Below are 20,253 nucleotides of genomic sequence, written 5' to 3'. Positions count from 1 at the left end.
GCGAGCCGCGAGCGGATCTGCCGCACAGCGAAGCCCCGCCCGGGGAGAAGCGCGGCCCGGCGACTCGCCCCACACACGAAGCGGCCCGGCCCGCGATGTCGCGCGGACCGGGCCGTATGCCGAGCCTATCGATCAAGCTCGAAGTCGAGCGCGGCTCACTGCACCAGGCTGGCGGCGTTCACGTCCCAGCCGGCGGGCAGGCCCTGGGCGCTGCCGTCGAAGTAGGCCGAGAAGCTGCCGGAGGTGGCCGAGCCGAAGCTCCCCGTGAAGCGGAACAGGTCCTCGTCACCGCCCGAGAGCCCCGTGACGCCGAAGGCGCCGAGCGTCGAGATGTAGGCCGTGTTGCCGTCCTGGTGGATGGCGGTCACGTCCTCGCTCGAGCTGGTCGACAGGCCCACGTCGGAGCCGTCCAGGTGCATCACGGAGTTGCCCGAGGTCGACGAACCCAGGGTCACCCAGACGAAGCGGAAGACGTCCTCGTCCTGGATGCCGGAGAGGCCGTTCACCGACGCGGAACCCACCGTGGACAAGAGCAGGTCCTCGTTAGCGTCCATGCAGACCCCGTCGACGTCTTCGCCATTGGTGGTCAGGCCGATGTCGGAGCCGTCCATCAGGAAGGTCCAGACCCCGGCGGTGTTCGCACCGAGGCTCGAGGGGGTGAAGATCACCAGGTCCGAGTCGTCGACGGTCGTGCCACTGGGCCCACCGACCACGCCGGGGATCGAGAAGCTCGCGGTGAGGCTGATGATGAAGTCACCGTTGCTCATCACGTGCAGGGCGTCGATCGCCGCCGAGGCCAGGCCCACGTCCGAGCCGTCGAAGACCAAGGCCATCGCACCCGTGGCCGGGTCCCAACTGACGATGTCCTCGTTGGCGACGGTGCCTAGCCCCGTGACCGCGTTCGAGCCCACGCTGGCCATGTAGACCTGCGGGCCGCCCGTCGGCGGGCTGGTGATGTTCACCGTGGCGGTGTCGCTGTCGGTGAGTTGGCCGTCGCTGACGGTCAGGGTCACCGTGTAGCTGCCCGCCGAGGAGTAGGTGTGGCTGGTGGTCGCGCCCGAGCCGCCGGAGCCGTCCCCGAAGTTCCAGGTGTAGCTGGTCAACGGGTCACCGTCGGGGTCGAAGGACCCCGTGCCGTTGAAGCTGACCGCGTTGCCGACGGTGCCGGACTGGTTCGCACCGGCGTTGGCCACCGGCGGGTTGTTGGTCGGCCCACCGCCCCCGGTCACGGCATTGATCGCCGCCAGGAAGTCGACGCGACCGTGGTTGTCCCAGGTGGAGCCGCCGTTGGGCGAGTCGCCCGTGTCATCGGGCAGGTTGTTGGCCGTGTCCTGGATGATCGCTTCGATGTCGTCGTTGGTCAGGTTCGCGCCCAGGTCCTTGGAGCGCGAGACGATCAAGCCGGCGAGACCGGCCACGATCGGACCTGAGAACGAAGTGCCCGAGGAGAGGATCCAGTAGTCCTGGCCCGCGTCGCCGCCGGCCACGGTGCCGACCGCGGCTCCGACCAGCAGGTGACCGGGCGCGACCACGTCGACCGCGGCGGTGCCGTACTGGGAGAAGTAGGCGCGACCGTCGAGGTCACCGGAACCGCCGCCGAGCACCGAGCCCGAATCGCTGGCCCCGACCGAGATCACGTGGGCCAGGGAGGCCGGGTACTCACTCGAGCTCGAGTTGCTGTTGCCAGCGGAAGCGACCTGCACCACCCCCTGGCCCCAGGAGTAGTTGACGGCGCTCTGCACCGTGCTCGAGAAGCCGCCGCCGAAGGACATGTTGGCCACGTCCGCACCGTTGTTGGCCGCGTAGGTGATCGCGTCGGCGATGTCGAAGGTCGAAGCCCCGCCGTCATCGGTGAAGATCTTCACCGGCATGATCTTGCAGTTCCACGCCGCGCCGGCCATGCCGTTGCCGTCGTTGCCACGGGCCGCGGCGCAGGAGGCCGAGAAGGTCCCGTGGAAGGTGCCGTCGTCCGCGGCGCCGTTGCCGTCGTTGTCGAAGCCGTCGCCGTAGTCCGGGTTGGGGTTGTTGTCGTTGTTGCGGAAGTCCCAACCGTTCACGTCGTCGACGAAGCCGTTGCCATCGTCGTCCACACCGTTCCCGGCGATCTCACCCGGGTTGGTCCAGATGTTCGGCGCGAGGTCCGGGTGGTTGAGCTCGCAGCCGGTGTCGATCACCGCGATGACCACGTCGCTACGGCCGGTGGTGATGTCCCAAGCCCCCTCCGCGTCGAGGTTGCTGTCCGCACCGATGCCGTTGTAGACCCACTTCTGCAGGTCGTTGGCGACGCCCGAGTAATTGTCGTAGAAGCCGTCGTTGGGGATGTTGTGGAGGTACGACAGGAAGTTCGGCTCGACGTACTCGACCCGCGGATCGTCGCGCAGGGCGCGCAGGGCGTCGGCCACGGTCCACCACTCCGGGAGCTCGTAGAGCACCGCGCCGATCGAAGCGTTGGAACGCAGGCGCCGCAGCCCGAACTCGGTCTCGAACCCACGCACCGCCAGCTCCTGCGCTTGGCTGTGGTGCTTGATGATCAGTTCCCCAGGTCGGAAGGTCGGGCGGCTGTCGACCGCCTTCTGCTCGGGAACGATGCGGAGCGGGCTGCCTTGGTCGACAGTCGCATTCTGTTGCATCGCGGTTGCGGTCGCTGCGAAGAACAGAGGAGCTGCGCACAGGGCGAAGCCTGCGCGTTGGCTGGGGAGTTGCATGGGTCCTCTTGGGGGTGGGCAGGATCGACCCGAGGCCGGGCAGCGGCCAAGGGTCGAGCATCTTCGGTTCCTTGCGTCGAGCCCGCGGCGGTTCCGCGGCGCTCGCGCGCGAGGCTCTGCAACGCTAGCAATCGCCAGCGTTACCGCCCGTTCACGAAATCGCCGCTGACTCCCGAAAAAGCCAGGCCAGCGCCAAGCGTGGGACCGCCGTCCCCAGGGCCGGCGATCCTTCGCGGAACACACGCGCTCCGTCGCGCGTTGGCACCGCCCGGGGTGCTTGTCGCTACCGAGTCCGCCCCCCTACCAAGGACGACCTTCGAAGCCGGGGGGATCGCAACGAACGGCCGAAGGCCGGCACCGCACGAGCGGTACCGGCCTCGGTTGACCCGCGCCGCGGGTCGGAAGCCCGCTGCCCCCGATCAGGGCGCGGAGATCGTGAAGCTCACCAGGTTCGAGCTCGACAGGTTCAGGGGCGGCAGGACGCAACTGCTCCAGGCCCAGACCGCTTGGGCGTGCAGAACTGCGCCGACGAGACTCGGCGAGTTCGGCAGGGGCACCGGGGCGAGGCCGTTGCCCGACGCGTCGCTCGCGAAGTCGAGCAACAGGGTCGGCGTCGACAGCAGCACGTTCACGTGCAGCGTCACCCCCAACCCGAGGATGTCCGAGCCGGTGATGTCGGCCACGTTGCCGACCAGCAGGAAGCCCGTGCTCGAGGCCGGCGCGTTGGTGCATGTGAAGCCGAAGCCGGCCGTGTCGATCTGGGCCGGAAGGGCCAGGCCGATCACCTGGGGACCGTTGCAGCCGGGGGTTCCGGCCCCCTGGACCACCGGCGCCGGGTCGCTCGAACCTTCGTAGGTGTAGAAGACCTGGGCCAGGCCGCCGTTGAAGGCGAACTCGTCGTTGTCGGACGAGCCGATGACCGCGACGCCGTCGTCCAGCGCGACGCAATGACCGAAGTTCTGGTCGCTCTTGATGTCGTCGTAGAAGTACGACTGCACCAGCGGCCAGCCCCCTCCCCCGTCGCGGCGGAAGCCGTAGGCGGCGCCCGCGTCGAGCTTGAAGTTGACGATCTGGTGAATCGCCCCGATCAGGGCGTAGTCGCCGTCGATCGCGACCGACTGACCGAAGTGACCGTTGGACTGATTGATGCCCGGGAGCAGCTTGGCGACCTCGAGCCAGGTGTTCCCGGCTTGCAGCTCGAAGACGTAGGCCGAGCCGGTGCCACTACCGAAGTCGTCGTCGAGCCAGGCGCCGCAGACGATGTTGTCGCCGGAGACCGCGACCGAGTAGCCGAAGTAGTCGCTCGCGACGCCGTCGCTGGCCAGGAGCTTGGCGGTCTCGAGCCAGGTGCCATCGTTCTGGCGCTCGTAGACATAGGCCGCGCCCGAGGAGTTTCCGTTGTCGTCCTGCAGGTGGGCGCCGAGCACCACGCGGCTACCCGAGATCGACGCGTCGAAGCCCAGCTCGTCGTTGCCGAGGTTGTCGTCGCTGGCGAGCTTGGCGATCTCGAGCCAGGAGTCGTCGGGCTGGCGCTCGAAGACGTAGCCCGCCCCGGAGGTCTCGAAGCCCGACTTCGCACCCGGCGCGCCGACCACGGCGAAGTTGCCGTCGATGCTCACGGCGTGCCCGAACTCGGCGCCGGCGGTGGCGTCGCTCGCGGCCAACTTGCCCGTCTGCAGCCATGTGCCACTGCCCTGCCGGGTGTAGACGTAGACCGATCCGGCGTCGTTGAAGAGCGTGTCGTCGCGGTAGGCGCCGACCATGGCCACGTCGCCGTCGATCGCCACGGCCCAGCCGAAGCGGGTCGAGAGCAGTCCGTCGGCGGGCTGCAGCTCGACCGACTCACTCCAGTCGCCGCCGGCCACGCGGTCGAAGATCCAAGCGGCACCGGTGCCCGGGGTTCCACCGTCGTCGTGGCCGTAGCCACCGACGATCGCCGTGGTCCCGCTCACGTCGCAGGCGGAGCCGATCAGGTCGTCAGCGCTGGTGTCCTGGGGCGAGAGGGTGGCGAGGGTGTAGCTCTGGGCCGCGGCGGCGCCGGCTCCGCAGGCCAGGCCGAGGGCCAGTGGGACGAGGAGTCGAAGCTGCATGGGGGGTCCTGTCTGTTCCGGCCGCGCCTCGCGGGCGCGGGATTGCTCGAGGGGAAGTGGGCGCCGGGCCCTGCGGACCGGTGCTCGGTGTTGAGCACGGATTGCGGCCGGTGCCTCCCTCACCGCCCCACGGCGAATCGGCCCGAATCTGGCTCCTATTGGGCGCAAGCCCGGCACCGACCGGGCATTGCGACCCAGGCGCCGGGCACGACAAGGGGCCGACACCGCTCGCGCGACGCCGGCCCGCCCGCCTTGCGGCGCTTCCCCTCGGCCTCCCCCTCGGGGCCACGGGGCCCCGACTTCAGGGCGCCGAGATCGTGAAGCTCACCAGGTTCGAGCTCGACAGGTTGAGCGGCGGCAGAGTGCAGCTCGTCCAGACCCACACGCCCTGGGCGTGCAGCACGGCTCCCACCAGACTCGGCGAGTTCGGCAAGGGCGCCGGCGCGAAGCCGTCGCCCGAGGCATCGCTGAAGAAGTCCAGCAGCAGCGTCGGCGTCGACAACAGCACGTTCACGTGCAGGGTGACCCCCAACCCCAGGAGGTCCGAGCCCGCGATGTCGGCCACGTTGCCGACCAGCAGGAAGCCCGTGCTCGAGGCCGGCGCGTTGGTGCAAGTGAAGCCGAAGTCGGCCGAGTCGATCTGGGCCGGACGGGCCAGGCCGATCACCTGCGGACCGTCGCAGCCGTCGCTGCCGTTGCCCTGGACCACCGGCGCCGGGTCGCTCGTGGCTCCGTAGGAGTAGTAGAGCTTGGCCAGTCCGCCGTTGGTGGCGACCTGGTCGTTCTCGGACGAGCCGATCACGATCGTTCCGTCATCGACTGCGAGGCAGTGGCCGAAGTTCTGGTCGTTGCCCGGAACCTGGTAGTAGAACGACTCGCTATGCGCCCAGTCGCCGGCTCCGCGCTCGTAGCCGTGGGCGCCGCCGGCATCGATGTAGAAGCCGACGATCTCGTGGATCTCGCCGATCAGGGCGTAGTCCCCGTCGACCCACACCGACTGCCCGAAGTGCCCGTTGGACTGGACTACCGGAGGCAGCAGCTTGGCGACCTCGGTCCAGCTCGTGTCGGGCTGGCGCTCGAAGACGTAGGCCGAGCCGGTGCCGGTGCCGAAGTCGTCGTCCTGCCAGGCGCCACAGACGATGTTGTCGCCGGAGACCGACACGGAGTAGCCGAAGTAGTCGATCGCCGCGCCGTCGCTGGCGAGCAGCTTGGCGACCCGCGGCCAGGAGCCGTCGTTCTGGCGCTCGAACACGTGGGCCGCCCCCGCCACGGGCGCCGTGTCGCCCTGCTTGTGGGCGCCGAGCACCACCCGGGTGCCGGAGATCGAGGCGTCGAAGCCGAGCTCCACGCCGCTCGGGGCGTCGCTGTCGAACAGCTTGGCGACCTGGAGCCAGGAGTCGTCCATCTGGCGCTGGAAGACGTAGCCGGCACCGCTGGTGCCGAAGGGCGACTTGGCCGTGGGTGCGCCGATCACGGCGAAGTCCCCGTCGATCGCGACCGAGTGGCCGAACTGGGCGAAGACGGTGGCGTCGCTGGCCGCCAGCTTGTCGGTCTCGAGCCAGGTCTGATCGGGCTGGCGGGTGTACACGTAGACCGAGCCGGCGCCGCTCAGGACGCTGCTGTCGTCGTGGGCGCCCACCATGGCCACGTCGCCGTCGATCGCCACGGCGAAGCCGAAGCGGCCGAAGACCATGGCGTCGGAGGGCACCAGCTCGGCCGACTCGGCCCAGGCGCCGCCGGCGTTCCGCTCGAAGATCCAGGCCCCGCCCGTGCCCGCGACGCCGCCGTCGGAGTGGCCGGCTCCACCCAGGATCACAGCCGTGCCGCTGACGTCGCAGGCCGAGCCGACCAGGTTGCTGACGCCGGTGTCGGCGGGTGAGAGGGTCGCGAGGTCAAAGGTCTGGGCCGCGGCGTGGCCGCTGGCGACGAGCAGGCCGGCGGCCAGGGGGGCGAAGCTTCGGAATTGCATGGCGGGAGCCGTTGGGGCGGCCGCGCCGTGCTCGACGCGGGTGTGTTCAGGAATGGGCGCGCGACCGACCTGCGCGGTCGTCGCTCGCTGATGCCCACGGATTGCGGCCCCGCGCTCCCTCACCAATCCCCGGTCATGGGCTCCACTCGCGGCCCCGGCTTGACGGAAGCCGGGGCCTCACCCACGATTGCGAGCGGAGTCACGCGTGAGACACGGCGACGTCACGGTCCTACTGCAGCGCTTGAAGGGTGGGGACGAGAGCGCCGGCGAAGCGCTCTTCGAGGTCGTCTACGGCGACCTGCACGACCGGGCGCGGCGCATGCTCGGCTCCGGGGCCGGGCACACCCTGCAGGCCACGGCCCTGATCCACGAGGCCTGGCTCAAGCTCGACCACGCGGGCTCGGACCCCGGTGATCGCGGCCACTTCCTGGCCATTGCGGCCAAGGCCATGCGCTCGGTCCTCGTGGACCACGCCCGCGCCAAGTCGGCGGCCAAGCGGCCCGACTCGCGGCAGCGGGTGCTCCTGGACGAGGCCCTGGCGGTCTACGCGGACCGCGTGCCCGACGTGCTCGAACTGAACGACGAGCTCGATCGCCTGGCCGAACTCGACGCCCGCCTGGCGCGCATCGTCGAGCTACGCTTCTTCGGCGGCCTCTCCATCGCGGAGACCGCCGACGTGATGCAACTGGGACATGCCACGGTCGAGCGGGGATGGCAGTCGGCCCGGGCCTGGCTGGCCTCGCGCCTGGGCCCCGACGGTGCCGGCCCAAAGGGCGCGCCGGGGGCCGATGGACAGTAGCGGCTTCCGCCGCGTGCGCGAGGCGTTCGAGGCCGCCCTGGCCCTGCCGGCCGAGGCGCGCGTCGATGCGGTGCGGTCGGCCCTTCGCGACGACCCCGACCTCGCCCGCGAGGCCGAGCGCATGCTCGCCGCCCACGCCACCGACGAGCGCTTCCTGGAGCCGCCCTCGGCCGAGACCCTGGTCGACCTGGCCCACCGCCACGAGACCCACGTGGTGCTGCAGCCGGGCGCGCACATCGGCGGCTTCGAGCTGGTGCGCCCGATCGGCGCCGGCGGCATGGGTGAGGTCTGGGAGGCGCGGCAGGAGAGCCCGGCGCGCTCGGTGGCCTTGAAGGCCCTGCGCTCGGGTCTGGGCACCGAGCGTTCGCGGCGGCGCTTCGAGGAGGAGTCCCAGGTCCTGGCGCGGCTGTCGCACCCGGGCATCGCCAAGGTCCTGGCCTCCGGCGTGCTCGAGGGCCCCGAGGGCGGGCCACCGCGGCCGTGGTTCGCGATGGAGTTGATCGAGGGCGCGCGACCCCTGACGGCCTTCGCCCGCGAGCTGCCCCTGCGGCGGCGACTGCTGCTGTTGCGCGAGGCCTGCGTCGCCGTCCAACACGGTCACCTGCGCGGCGTGATCCACCGGGACCTGAAGCCGGACAACTGCCTGGTGGACCTCGAGGGGCGCGTGCGGGTGATCGACTTCGGCATCGCGCGCGCGACCGGGGAGACGGACCTCTCGCTCACGGCCGGGGGCGAGCTGCTGGGAACCCTGGGCTACATGAGTCCCGAGCAAGTCCTCGGTCTGAGCGAGGGCATCGACGTGCGCACCGACGTCCACGCCCTGGGGGTCCTGCTCTACCACCTGCTCACCGGTCGCTCGCCTTGGATCAGTGACTCCAGCTCGTGGACGGCCCTGGCCAAGGAGGTCTGCGAGCGCGACCCCGAGCCCCCCAGTCGCCTGGTGCCGAGCCTGTCGCGCGAGCTCGACTGGGTCACGGCGCGCGCCATGGCGAAGGAGCCCGACCGCCGCTACGCCTCGGCCCAGGACCTGGCCGACGAGCTCGGGCGCTACCTGGATCACCAACCCCTGCACGCGGGTCCGCCGAGCGCGACCTACGCGGCGCGCAAGTTCGTGCGTCGCAATCGGGCCTGGGTGGTGGGCGGCGCGGTCGCGGCGACGCTGCTGCTACTGGGTTCCGCCGGCACTGGCTGGGGTCTCTACAAGAGCGTCGAGCGCGGACGCGAGCTCGAGGCCCGGGGGATCGAGCTGGAGACCGAGCGCGCCAGCGCCGTGGCCGCGCGGGCCGACGCCGAGGCCGCACGCGCCCAGGCCGAGGAGCGCCTGGAGCGGGCCGAGATGCTCAACCGCTTCCTGAACACCATGCTGCGCGGCGCGAACCCCCTGGGCGTCACCACGACGACCTCGAGCGAGTCGACGGTGGGCGAGATGCTCGACCGCGCGGCGAGCGAGGTCATGCGCGCCTTTCCCGGCCAATCGGTGCTCGAGGCCGACACGCGCCTGTTGATCGGGCTCAGCTACTACGGCCAGGGCCGCTACGAGTCGGCCCAGGAGCACATCGAGGGCGCGCGCCAGATCTTCGCCGACCTCTTGCCCGAGCGGGCCTTCGAGTGGGTGCGCGCCAGTCGCCTGCTCGCCACCCTGCGCGGGCGGCGCGGGGACCACGCCGCGGCGGCCCAGGACCTGCTCGAACTGCGTGGCTTGGCCCACGGCTACCTGGACGACACCTATCCCGAGCTCGCCGCGATCGACAGCGACCTGGCCTGGGCCCTGCAGGAGTCCGGGCAGTTGACGGAGTCGATCCCCTACGCCCAGGCCGCGAGGGACCGCTTCGTCGAGTTCGGTCCCGAGTTCTCACCCATGGCCGCCACCGCGGCGAGCCACCTGGCGCGCGCTACGCGCGTGCTCGGGGACGACGAGGCCACCGAGGCCGCCTACCGCTCGGCCCGCGAGCTGATCGTCGGGGCCTATGGGCCGCTCTCGGTCCAAGCCGGAGTCGCCGCCAGCAACCTCGGCACCTTCCTGTTCGGCAAGGGACGCAACGCCGAGGCCCGCGAGCTGTTCGAGGAGGCCATCGCGATCCTCCAAATCGAGCTCGACGGTGACCACCCGACCGTGGCCACCCTGCTCTACAACCTCGGGGGCGCCGTCTACGAGCTGGGCGAGCTGGAGGAGTCGGAGCGCATCAGCATCGCCTGCTTGGAGATGAACGAGCGCCTTTGGGGGCCCGATCACAGCGAGACTCTCGACGCAGTCGCGTCGTTGGGGCTGGTGCAGATCGAGCTGGGGCAGTTCGACGAGGCCAGCGTCAACTTCGAGCGCGCGGCCGTCGGTCGCAGCGCGCAGCTCGGACCGGATCATCGCCGCACGGTCTACGCGCGGGCGCGGGCACTCGAGGCGCGCGGCCTGGCGGATCCGGGCAGCGCGGCCGCCGTCGACGCGGCCGTCGAACTCGACGAGCTCTATCAGCACTGCCTGGAGGTCAGCGGACCGGCCGCGTCATCAACGCAGACGGTCGCCGCCGCCGGTCTGCGCCTCGCCTCAGGGACCGCCCGCGGGAACCGAGACCTGTGGGCCGAGCGGGTGATCGAGTGACTCTGCCCTAGACTCTCTCCATGGCGCGCAAACGGACCACGACCAGCCGCGGGCGCTGGGCGACGCTGCCCGACGCAGAGCTGCTCGACTGGCGATTGTGCGACCTGGGCCTGGCGATCGAGGGTTCCGAGCTCGAAGGCCGTGTCGAGCGACTGCACGAGGAGCTCGCCCGACGCGGCCTGCGCTTCAAGCCCTACGTCTGGCTCTCCACTGACTGGTTCACGCCCGACGGCGCCACCGGCTTCGCGATTCCCTTCTACCTGGCCCACGAGCGCCTGGTGCGCCTGGAGCGCAGCCAGATGTTGCAGGTGGAAGGCGGCAGCCAGGACGAGTGCCTGCGGATCCTGCGCCACGAGGCCGCCCACGCCATCGACAACGCCTACCACCTGCGGCGCCGGCGCAGTTGGCGCGAGACGTTCGGACGGCCCGGTGACGCCTACGAGTCGAGCTACACGCCGGACCCCACCAGCCGGGCCCACGTGCTGAACCTCGACTACTGGTACAGCCAGAGCCACCCGCTCGAGGATTGGGCCGAGACGTTCGCGGTTTGGCTGGGCTCGGGTTCCCGTTGGCGCACGCGCTACGCCGACTGGCCGGCCCTGGCCAAGCTCGAGTACGTGGACGTCCTGATGGCCGAGATCGCGGACAAGCCCCCGGCCCTGCGTACCCGCGCGCGCGAGGACAACGTCGCTTCGGTGCGTACGACCCTGCGCGAGTACTACGCCCAGAAGCGCGAGTTCTATGCCCAGGAGGGCACTCCGGCCTTCGCCGGCCAACTCGAGCGCGTCTTCCCGGCTCTCGACAAGGGTCCGCGGGCGAGCACCTTCCTGCGCCGCAACCGGCGCAACCTGGTGCGCCGGGTGGCGGCCGCCACGGGCCAGCACCGCTACCTCCTGGACCACGCCCTGCGCGAGATGATCGAGCGCAGTCACCTGCGCGAGCTGCGCCTGCCGTCGACCGAGGCCGACGCCCTGGTCGACGCGGCGGTGGTGTTGACCTCCCTGTCGAGTCAGTTCCTCTACGGCGCGCACCCGCGCTACCAACGCTAGCCCGGACCAACCGTGAAGAAGCTCCGCATTCTCGTCGCGCTGCACGCCGACCTGGTCCCGCCCGACTCGCTCGAGGGCCTCGCGCCCGACGTGGCCAACCAGTTCAAGCAGGAGTTCGACGTGGTCTCGACCCTCGAGAACCTGGGCCACACGGTGACCATGGTCGGCATCGACGACGACCTGAGCGTCCTGCGCCACGCCCTGCGGGAGCACCGCCCCCACGTGGCCTTCAACCTGCTCACGCACTTCCACGGCGTCGGCCTCTACGACTCGGCCGTGGTCAGTTGGCTCGAGCTGCAGAAGCAGCCCTACACCGGCTGCAACCCGCGCGGCTTGCTGCTCGCCAACGACAAGTCGCTCTGCAAGAAGATCCTGTCCTACCACCGCATCCGCGCGCCGCACTTCATGGTGGTGCCGCGGGGCAAGGCCCTGGCGCGCCTGCCCAAGGACCTGGACTTCCCGCTCTTCGTCAAGTCGCGCAGCGAGCACGCCTCGGTCGGCATCTCCGAGGCCTCGGTCGTGCGCGACGCCGAGCAACTGCGCGAGCGCGTCGACTTCATCCACCGCAACGTCGGCACCGGCGCCCTGTGCGAGGAGTACATCGAGGGCCGCGAGATGACCATCGGCGTGCTCGGCAACCAGCGCCTCGAGACCTCGCCGATCTTCGAGCTGTTCATGGACGACCTGCGACCGGGGGCGCCGAACGTCTTCACCTCGCGGGTCAAGTGGGACACCGCCTACCAGAAGAAGATCGGCCTGCGCACCGCGCCGGCGGAGCTGGATGCCGCCAAGACCGACGAGATCACCCGCTTGGCGCGACGCATCTACAAGGCCCTCGGCCTGTCGGGCTATGCGCGCATCGACATGCGAATGGACGAGCGCGAGCGGGTCTGGATCCTCGAGGCGAACCCGAACCCGGATCTGTGCTTCGGCGAGGACTTCGCCGAGTCGTTCGAGCGCGTGGGGTACGGGTACCCGCAGCTGCTGCAGAAGATCGTGAACCTGGGGCTGCGGTACGAGGCACCCTGGATGGGGTAGGTGGGCGTACGGTGCCGTACTCCCACACCTTCAGCCCCCGCGCACCAGCTCGCGTTCGCCGGCGGTGGTGGCGTTGCGGATCAGGTCCAGCAGCGCTTGCCCCCAGGCCTTCTTGGCCTCGGCTCGCGCCTCGTCCCCCAGCGCGGGGAAGAGCACCGGCACCACCGCCTCGGCCACGTCGAGCATGACCACGTAGCGCGGTGCCTGGTGGAAGTGGCACTCGTCGCGCATCAGCTCGAAGCCGATCAGGCCGTCGGGGCAGCGGGCGCGGATGGTCTGCTCCACGTCGGCCAGGGGCACGCCGAGGCGCGCCGAGACCTCGCGCACGATGTCGTTCGAGTACTGAGTGCCCTTGCGCGGGGCGCGGTCGGTGGCGGAGCCGCGGCGCATGAGCTTGGCCCCGCGCTCGCGGTCGCCGACGGCGTAGTCCACCAGGCCCAGGCGGTAGAGGGCCTCGGGGTGGTCGGGGGCGATGGCGAGGGCGCGCTGGAGTGGCTCGATCGACGCCCGCGCGGCGGCCTGGTCCGCCTCCGACAAGCCACGCACGCGCAGGGCGCGCAGGTAGGTCAGGAAGGGCCGCACGCGCTTCGACCAGGTGTGCGGTCGCGACCACCAGAAGGGCGCCAGGTCGAAGGGCGAGCGGTGGGCGGTGAAGACCGGCGTTTCCTCCGGCGTGAGGGTCGGGCCGTCCTTCTTGAGCCAGTCCTCGAAGTGCAGGCGCTCCTCGGGCACGCGCGGGATCAGGTACGACAGGGACCGCGGCTGGGCCTTGCGCGCCTCGGTCAGGGCCTGGTTCAGCTTGGCGATCTCAGCCTCGCTCAAGCCGGCCGGCGGCGTCGACACGAAGGGCGCGGCGAAGTCGTTGCCGGCCACCGTGCAGAGCAGGATCGGCACGCCGGCGGCCCGGGCGTCGGCGACCATGGTCTCGAGGTTCTTGCGGTACTCCTCGAACTTGGCGACGGTCTGCTCCCACTCGAGGCCGAGGAACTTCTCGTGCTCGAAGGTCTGCTCCTGGGGACGGCGCTCGGCCTGCTCGAGGCCGGCGCGATCGCCGAACCAGCCTTGCAGGGAGCGGTAGCTGGCCAAGTTGCGCGCGATGCGATCGACCGCGGCCAGGGAGCCGCCCTCGACCTCGCCGCTGGCCTGCTCCAGGTCCATGCGGAAGCTGGCCTCGACGAACTCGTTGTGGCCCGAGTAGACCACCAAGAGGTCCGGTTCCAGCTCGAGGGCCTGGGGTAGCAGTACGCGCACCCGACCGGAGCCGTAGCCGCGGCGCCCCAGGTTGATCACTTCCACCGTCTTGCCCAGGGTCGCGCCGGCCTCGGTCAGCCGCTCCCCGAGCCAGCCGCTGGGGAAGCCCTCGGTGTTCGAGCCGCCGAGCATCACGACCCGCAGGGTCTCGCTCTTGGGCGGGATCACCTTCTCGTCGACGTCACGCACGAACATGGCCGTGCGGTAGCCGCCGTCGGGCTCGCGCACCAGGTAGCGCGCCGCGTCACCGAAGCCGCGGGAGAGGTCGACGCCGCTGGCGTCGGGCAGGGCCGCGCGCACGATCACCTCGACCAGGCCGAGCAGGACCAGGGTCGGCAGCAGGGCGTAGAGGGCGCGCCTCCACAGGGGCGTCTGGGCCAGCGGATCGAGGTTGCTCACGTCGTACGGCCGATCCCTCGGCGCTCAGACCTGGTAGGTGAAGGGCGACTCGGGCACCTGGGCCGTGCGCCAGGCCAGCCAGACGAGACCGCCGACGACCACCGCGAGCACGACCAACCAGACCACCGCGCGCTCGCGGAGGTAGGCCTTGAACTCGGCCGGCAGGGATGCGGACATGGGCGCATACTAACCCAAGCCGTCCTGCCCGCCGCCGCCTCACAGCTCGCCATGCTTCGACTCCAGCTCGCCTTGTTCACGCTCCCTCACCTCGTCTGCGCCGCGTCGGCGCTGGGCTTGCAGACGGTCGATCGCGTGGTGCCCCAGACGGGCTCGCCGGGCGACCTGGTCCTGATCGAGGGCTCGGGCCTGGCGGGCATCGCCAGCGTCAGCGTCGGGCTCCTCGCCGGACCCGGCTTCCCCCAGGCGGTCGTGCCCGAGAGCGTGAGCGACACGCAGATCTGGTTGAAGGTGCCGGCCCTGACCCTCGACCCGGGTGTGTCCTCCGGCAGCGGCGCGGTCTGGCTCGACACCGGCGTGCTGACCTTCGCGGGGAGCTTCTTCCCGCTGCAGCAGACCCTCGGCGAGATCGTGACCCTCGGCCTGGGCACGACCCCCTCGGCCTCGACCGTGCGGCCGGCGATCTCCTTCGACTACGACTCGGGGCCGCCGAAGTACCTGGTCAGCCAGCCCTTCGGCCCCGACGTCTGGCAGAACAACTCGAGTTTCAGGCCGACGCTGCACCTGGCCCCGCCCAGCGCCGCGACGTTCCTGGCCATCGGTGCGCCGGACTTCGCACCGAGCCTGCCGATGGGCGACGGTCTGATCGCGCTGGACCTGGGCGCGCCGGTGCTGTTGCTCGCGACCACCACGGACGCAGTCGGCGACGCGTCGCTGGGGCTCCCGGTGCCGAGCTCGCTGAGCGGGACCGTCGGCCTGCAGTGGTTCACGGTCGACGCGAGCCTGCCGAGCCTGCTGGCGGCGTCGAATGGCTTCGCTGTGGTCTTCTGACGAGATTCCGTGGGTAGGTGTGGGCGTACGGTGCCGTGGGCGTACGGTGCCGGTGGGCGTACGGTGCCGGGACCATTTGTCCCAACTGCGTCCCGCGGCGCTGCGAATCGCAGCGCCGCGGGACGCAGTTGGGACAAATGGTCCCGGCACCGTACGCCCACCGTACGCCCACCGGCACCGTACGCCCACCGGCACCGTACGCCCACGGCACCGTACGCCCACAGTCAGGATCCAATCGTCAGATCGAGCGCGTTGGTCAGGGCCAACTCCCCCAGCGCCCCCACCGCGACTGCCTGCGCGCTCAAGCCCACGCCGATCAGCGCGCAGTCGCTCGGCACGGTCACGGCGAAGGGCACGCCCGGCGCTGTGATGAACGACAGGGTCGCGCCGCTCAAATCACACAAGAGCGTCCCGAACGGCGTGGGCACGTTGAGCCCCTTCGCCGTCAAGGCCAACACGTCCGTCACCGCCCCCTGCAGCACGAGCGCGTTGTCCACCAGCGGGCGCCAAACCCCTCCGATCACCGGCGGTCCAGTCGACCCGACCGCGAGGGCCGCGGGGTTTGCGGGCTCTCCCGACCGCACGACCGCGAGCCCCACCTGGCACTCGTCCGGCACCCCGTCGCCGTTGCAGTCAGCGCTCGACCCCAACGCGATGTCGCAGTCGTCCGCCTGCCCGTTGCCGTTGCAGTCGACGACGCCCTCGTAACGCACGCGCAGGATCGACGCTCCGACCCCCGTCGGCCCCGCGGCCGTCGCTTCGGGATAGAGCGTCGAGAAGTACAGCCCGTCGGGACCGAAGGCCAGGCCGGCGATCGAGCCGTGGCCCATCCCCGCGTAGCTCACCAGCGTCACCGGCTCCCCCACCACCGCGCCGACACCGTTCAGCAGGAACTCATCGATCCGCTTCGCGCCGTCCTGGGGCCCCTTCAGGTAGGTCGGCCCCGACAGGCTGACGAAGGCGCGGTCCCACTTTGCAGGTGGGAAGCCGCCGCCGCCGAAGGTCGTCGCCTGGGCGAAGGCCATGTCCACCGGCGCGCGCGCGGGGAACCAGTTCCACAGGGCGTTGATGGCCATGGACGTGCCGTTGCCGTCCCAGCCCAGGTCGAGGCCCGGCGTGATCCGCGCCAGCCGGTCCTGCCAGGGACCGTTCTCGACCACATAGAGGTTGCCGTCGGCGAAGCGCAGGTCGCCGCCGAAGGGATTGCGGACCCCGGACGCCCACACGTAGTCGCGGGCGTCGATGCCGTCGCCGGCGTCGAAGTAGGGGTTGTCCGCCGCCGGGCTGCCGTCGAGCTCGGCGCGCAGGAGCTTGCCGCGGAAGGACGACAGGTCCATGGCCGTGGCCGAGGCGAAGCCGTCGCCCATGTGCACGAACAGCCGCCCGTCGTCGGCGATGGTGAGGTTCGAGATCTGGTGCGACTGGCCCTGGACCTCACCCACGAAGTCCAGGATCGCCTGCTGGCTCGCGGCCGTGCGACCGCCGTCGAGGCTCGTGAAGCGCACGACCTTGGGGTAGTGCACCGGGTTCCAAGGGGTGCCCAGGCCGGTGTCGTACAGCATCGACGCGAACACGTCGCCCGTGATCGGATCCACCGCCAGGCCGGTCACGCCCTGCTCCCCACTGCCGGGGAAGAGTCCACCCGGGTCGTAGTTGAGCAGGTTCGCGGCGTAGGTCCCGACGCTACCGTCGCGCGTCACGGTGCGGATCGTGCCGTACAGCTCGGAGACGTAGAACAGGACGTCATCCGGCGCCGGCCCGGGCGCGGGCACGAAGGCGATGTCCACCGGCAGGGCCAGTCCGGTCGCGACCTCCTCGACCACGAAGCCCGACTGCTCGACGATCCAGGGCGGCTCCGGCAGGCGCGCGGGCTGGATGAAGACAGGCGCGGTCTGGAAGGCGGTGGCCTCGAAGGACACGCCGTCGTCCGAGAACCAGAAGATCGCCTGCTCGAAGGGTTGCAGGTTCACCGCGGGCAGGAGCAGGACGTGCTTTTCGCAGCCGGGGGCGTGCAGCTCGAGGTCCGTCTCCGGCAAGACCAAGCCGTTGGCGCCCCCGTTCAGCCGCGCGCGCACCGGTCCGGCCGCTGGGAGGGGCGGGGGATTCGAGACGAGGTCTGGGCCGCCACTGCCGGTGACCGTCAGCAGCCCGAGGGTGAGCGAGGCTTCGAGCGCGAGGCTCGGCGGAACCGCCCCGCCGGGCAGGTCCACCGCCGCACCGTCCGCGGCCCGGGTCCACTGGTGCCCGGGCGCGTCGAGCACGTCCTTCAGCTCCAGCGGGAACCAGTCCTGGGCCGAGCCGGTGGTGAAGGCGCGCGAAGCCCAAGGGCTCCACTCGGTGGCCGGATCGCCGCTGTCGTCGCGGTGGCGCACGCGCAGCAGGTAGGTCGTGTCGTCGAACAGCGTGCCGGCGCCGGCATGGCTGCCCACGAACGAGCCGTCGCCGAGGGCAGCGTTGGTAGCGGCGAAACCGGCAGCGCCCGTGTAGGTCCACGCCAGGGCGAACGGCACCACGGTCCACAGCTCCCAATCGCTGGCCAGGTGCGCGTCCCCGGCGTCGGGGTCGGCGAAGACGCTCTCCATCGGAACGTCGCCCGGATTGACCGCGGGCCCGATCACCGGCGGCTCGTTGATCGCTGGCGCCCAGGGCGGTTGGTTGAGTTGGGCGCAGAGCAGCAGGGCCGCGAGCATGGGTCGGTCCGGGGAACGGGTGGACGCTCAGTCTAGGCGGTGGCCGCGATTCGCGGCTGTGGCGCGGATTTCGTCCAGGAGCCCCTCGAGGTCGTCCTCGGTCGTGTTCGGGTTCATCAGACTCGTCCGCAGCCAGAGCCGGCCGCGCAAGCGCGTCTGCACCAGGTAGTAGCGGCCATTGTCCAGCACTCGCCGACGGATCCGGGCCTGCAGTCCGTCCAGATCCTGGTCGAAACCCGGGGGCACGTGCCGGAAGCAGAGGATGTTGGCCTCGGGCTCGACGGCGAGCTCGAAGTCCGCCGCGGCGACGACCAGCGCCTCGAGCCGGTGGGTCAACTCCATCAGCCGCTCGACGTGGCGCGCGAAGTGCGCCGTCCCGTAGGCCTCGAGCATGCAGTAGGCCGTGACCCCGAGCGCGCGCTTGGTGCACTCCATGGTGCGCCGCCCGACGTTGAACCACTCGCTGCCCGGATCGGTGTCGTCGAACAGGTAACTGGCCTGTTGGGCGAAGGCCTCGTAGGAACGCCGCCCGTCGCGGAACAACACCGCCGTGTTGAGCGACGGCAGGGCCATCATCTTGTGCAGATCCCAGACCACCGAGTCCGCGCGTTCGACGCCGCGCAGGCGGTCGCGGGTGCGCTCCGAGAGGGCGAAGGACGCGCCGTGGGCACCGTCCACGTGCAGCCACAGGTCGTGCTCGGCGCAGAAGTCGGCGATCGCGTCCACGGGATCGAAGCTGCCCGTGGCCGTGGAGCAGCAGCTCGCGACCACGGCCACCACGCGCCGGCCCTCGTCGACCGCGCGCCGGTGGCTGCGCTCCAGCTCGTCGATCCCCATGCGGAAGCGCCCGTCGGTCGGCACCGCGATCGAGCCGCCCGCGCCCCAACCCATGATCCGCGCCGCGCGGTCGATGCAGTAGTGCGCCTGGTCGGAGGCGAGCAGCGCCAGGGGTTGCTGGGTGCCCTCGGTCCAGATGTCGTGGCCGGCGCGGGCCTGGCGCGCGGCCAGCAGGGCGGTCAGGTTGCCCAGGGAACCGCCGTGGGTCAGGATCCCGCCGGAACCATCGCCGAAGCCGAGCACGCCGCACATCCAGGCGACCACGTGGCGCTCCATCACCGTCTGCATCTGGCCCATCTCGTAGATGGCCATGCCGTTGTTGATCAGCGCGCTGGTCAGCTCCGCCAACGCGGCCTGGGGCAGGGGCGTTGAGACCTGGTGCCCGACGTAACCGGGATGGTGCACGGCAGTGGAGCGCCGGACGACCTCGAGCAGCCGCATGACCACGTCCCCACCGGGGCCCGCGGGGAAGCGCGCCGGCAGCTCCTCCAGCATGCGCTCGGGCGCGACGTTGGAGATCGCCGGGCAATCGCGACCCCCGGCACGCACCAGGTGGTCGGCCAAGCCGTCGATCAAGCGGTGGCCGGCCGCGCGGAAGGCCTCGGGGTCGTAGGCGTCGATGTCGCTCATGGCGGTCGCGGTTGGCGGGCGTGAGTTCACGGCCGCGGAGGGCGCAGGGTGCCGTCGCCGTCCACGGCGAGGCGCACTTCGAGCAGCTCGAGGTCGGGCGCGGTGGCGACGACTCGATGGACGCAGCCAGGGGGCAGGGACACGGCGTCGTCCTCGGACAGGGTCTCGTGGCCACTGCCGTCGAGTAGCAACTCGGCCGAGCCGGCGAGGACGAAGAGGAAGGTGTGTCGGTCGGAGGCAGCGGACGGGGTGGCGGCGCCGGTGCTGCGCGCGACAACGGCCTGGACCACGTCGCCGGTGGCGGCGCCCAGGCCCAGGTCTCGCGCCGCGAAGGCGCCGCCGCGCCACGCTTGCAAAGTGGAATCGGCCGCCAGGTGCCGCGCGAAGCGCTGGCCTCCGAAGTCGCGCTCGGGATCGAGTTCGTCCGTGGGCAGCTCGAGCGAGCGGTCGGCGCGTGTCGGGTGCTCCGCCGGACAGGTCAGCTCGATCACCTCCAGTCCATCGCCGGACTCGAGCACCCGGTGGCGAATGCGCGGCGGCTGCAACACCGCGTCGCCGGCCTGCATCACGAAGGGCTCGCCCTGGTCCTCGTAAGCCACGCGCACCCAGCCGCGGCGGCAGTAGATCATCTGGAACGCGATCTCGTGGAAGTGCACGTAGTCGGGCACCGGGCCACCCTGCGCGATGCGGATCTGCGAGGCGATCAGGCCGCCGCCCAGGCGCCCGGGCAGGAGGTCGCGGTAGGCCATGCCGGCTCGGCCCCTGCCCCAGTCGTCGCCGGCCGCGCGGTGGATCTGCACCCGCGGCGCGAGGCGCGGAGGCGCGGGTTCGCGGACTTCCACCAGCTCCACGACGGTGCCGCCCGGCGCCACCGTGCGGCGCGCCGCTCCGGGCGCGCAACGGAGCCGCAGCGTCCCCGCCGCCCCGTCGAAGTCGCGCTCCAGCCGCAGCCGCAGGCCGTGGCCGACGAGGATCGCCGAGCGCGGCGCGTCGGCGGGGAAGATCGTGTCCAGGGCGAAGCCCAGCTCGCCCGTGAAGAAGGCCAGGCTGGCGTCGAGGTCACCTGCGGGCAGCACCACCTCGCCGTGGAAGTGCTCGTCAATCGGCATGGCAGCCATGGGTCTGCGCCGCGAGTTCGACGCGCCACTCGACGCCCCATCCGGCGTCGAAGTCCCCGGCCGACTGAACGACGTCT

At 71.0% G+C, this 20,253-nt stretch carries 13 protein-coding genes; 5 read left to right on the top strand and 8 right to left on the bottom strand.

Annotated elements, in window-relative coordinates:
• Window positions 1-155 precede the first annotated feature (155 nt).
• The 3 genes from Pla133_RS02185 to Pla133_RS02175 all read right to left on the bottom strand — a co-directional run bounded on the left by Pla133_RS02185 (window position 156) and on the right by Pla133_RS02175 (window position 6,764).
• Window positions 156-2,705 (bottom strand): S8 family serine peptidase, encoded by a 2,550-nt coding sequence (locus Pla133_RS02185; RefSeq protein ID WP_145061934.1) that lies wholly within the window; start codon window positions 2,703-2,705, stop codon window positions 156-158.
• A gap of 419 nt (window positions 2,706-3,124) precedes the next feature.
• Window positions 3,125-4,795, bottom strand: coding sequence for an FG-GAP repeat protein (locus tag Pla133_RS02180; RefSeq protein WP_145061932.1), 1,671 nt, complete (start codon window positions 4,793-4,795; stop codon window positions 3,125-3,127).
• A gap of 301 nt (window positions 4,796-5,096) precedes the next feature.
• The gene (locus Pla133_RS02175; protein ID WP_145061930.1) at window positions 5,097-6,764 is read right to left on the bottom strand and encodes an FG-GAP repeat protein; all 1,668 of its coding nucleotides are present in this window, start codon (window positions 6,762-6,764) and stop codon (window positions 5,097-5,099) included.
• A gap of 205 nt (window positions 6,765-6,969) precedes the next feature.
• Between Pla133_RS02175 and Pla133_RS02170 the strand changes: the two genes are divergently transcribed.
• Genes Pla133_RS02170 through Pla133_RS02155 form a run of 4 tightly spaced genes read left to right on the top strand, consistent with a single transcriptional unit; the run spans window position 6,970 to window position 12,243 of the window.
• Window positions 6,970-7,563, top strand: a complete 594-nt coding sequence (locus Pla133_RS02170; protein ID WP_145061928.1) for an ECF-type sigma factor — start codon at window positions 6,970-6,972, stop codon at window positions 7,561-7,563.
• Window positions 7,553-10,156 carry a serine/threonine-protein kinase gene (locus Pla133_RS02165; RefSeq protein WP_419192047.1) on the top strand — a complete coding sequence of 868 codons (2,604 nt, stop codon included), beginning with the start codon at window positions 7,553-7,555 and terminating at the stop codon, window positions 10,154-10,156. Before Pla133_RS02170 ends, Pla133_RS02165 begins: the two co-directional genes overlap by 11 nt.
• Window positions 10,157-10,176: 20 nt before the next feature.
• A complete protein-coding gene (locus Pla133_RS02160) occupies window positions 10,177-11,205 on the top strand; it encodes a hypothetical protein (protein ID WP_145061925.1) in 1,029 nt (342 codons plus the stop codon).
• A gap of 12 nt (window positions 11,206-11,217) precedes the next feature.
• Complete coding sequence (locus Pla133_RS02155) at window positions 11,218-12,243, top strand: D-alanine--D-alanine ligase family protein (RefSeq protein ID WP_145061923.1); 1,026 nt, start codon at window positions 11,218-11,220, stop codon at window positions 12,241-12,243.
• Window positions 12,244-12,273: 30 nt separating this feature from the next.
• Here Pla133_RS02155 and Pla133_RS02150 read toward each other — a convergent pair whose 3' ends face one another.
• Window positions 12,274-13,893 (bottom strand): GDSL-type esterase/lipase family protein, encoded by a 1,620-nt coding sequence (locus Pla133_RS02150; RefSeq protein ID WP_145061921.1) that lies wholly within the window; start codon window positions 13,891-13,893, stop codon window positions 12,274-12,276.
• Window positions 13,894-13,917: 24 nt separating this feature from the next.
• Window positions 13,918-14,070: a hypothetical protein gene (locus Pla133_RS25835; protein WP_419192046.1), complete on the bottom strand. Its 153-nt coding sequence runs from the start codon at window positions 14,068-14,070 to the stop codon at window positions 13,918-13,920.
• 51 nt (window positions 14,071-14,121) lie between these two features.
• Here Pla133_RS25835 and Pla133_RS02145 point away from each other — a divergent pair, with 51 nt between their 5' ends.
• Entirely contained in the window at window positions 14,122-14,901 is a 780-nt protein-coding gene (locus tag Pla133_RS02145; protein WP_145061919.1) for an IPT/TIG domain-containing protein, read from the top strand.
• A gap of 224 nt (window positions 14,902-15,125) precedes the next feature.
• Here Pla133_RS02145 and Pla133_RS02140 read toward each other — a convergent pair whose 3' ends face one another.
• The 3 genes from Pla133_RS02140 to Pla133_RS02130 are packed head-to-tail and all read right to left on the bottom strand — an operon-like array spanning window position 15,126 to window position 20,167.
• Entirely contained in the window at window positions 15,126-17,591 is a 2,466-nt protein-coding gene (locus Pla133_RS02140; protein WP_145061917.1) for a PQQ-dependent sugar dehydrogenase, read from the bottom strand.
• Window positions 17,592-17,618: 27 nt separating this feature from the next.
• Window positions 17,619-19,058, bottom strand: a complete 1,440-nt coding sequence (locus Pla133_RS02135; RefSeq protein WP_145061915.1) for a pyridoxal phosphate-dependent decarboxylase family protein — start codon at window positions 19,056-19,058, stop codon at window positions 17,619-17,621.
• Window positions 19,059-19,084: 26 nt separating this feature from the next.
• Window positions 19,085-20,167 carry a cupin gene (locus tag Pla133_RS02130; protein ID WP_419192045.1) on the bottom strand — a complete coding sequence of 361 codons (1,083 nt, stop codon included), beginning with the start codon at window positions 20,165-20,167 and terminating at the stop codon, window positions 19,085-19,087.
• Window positions 20,168-20,253 lie beyond the last annotated feature (86 nt).

It is taken from the genome of Engelhardtia mirabilis (assembly GCF_007748095.1).
Taxonomy (GTDB): domain Bacteria; phylum Planctomycetota; class UBA1135; order UBA1135.
This window is presented reverse-complemented; position numbering and strand designations above follow the sequence as displayed.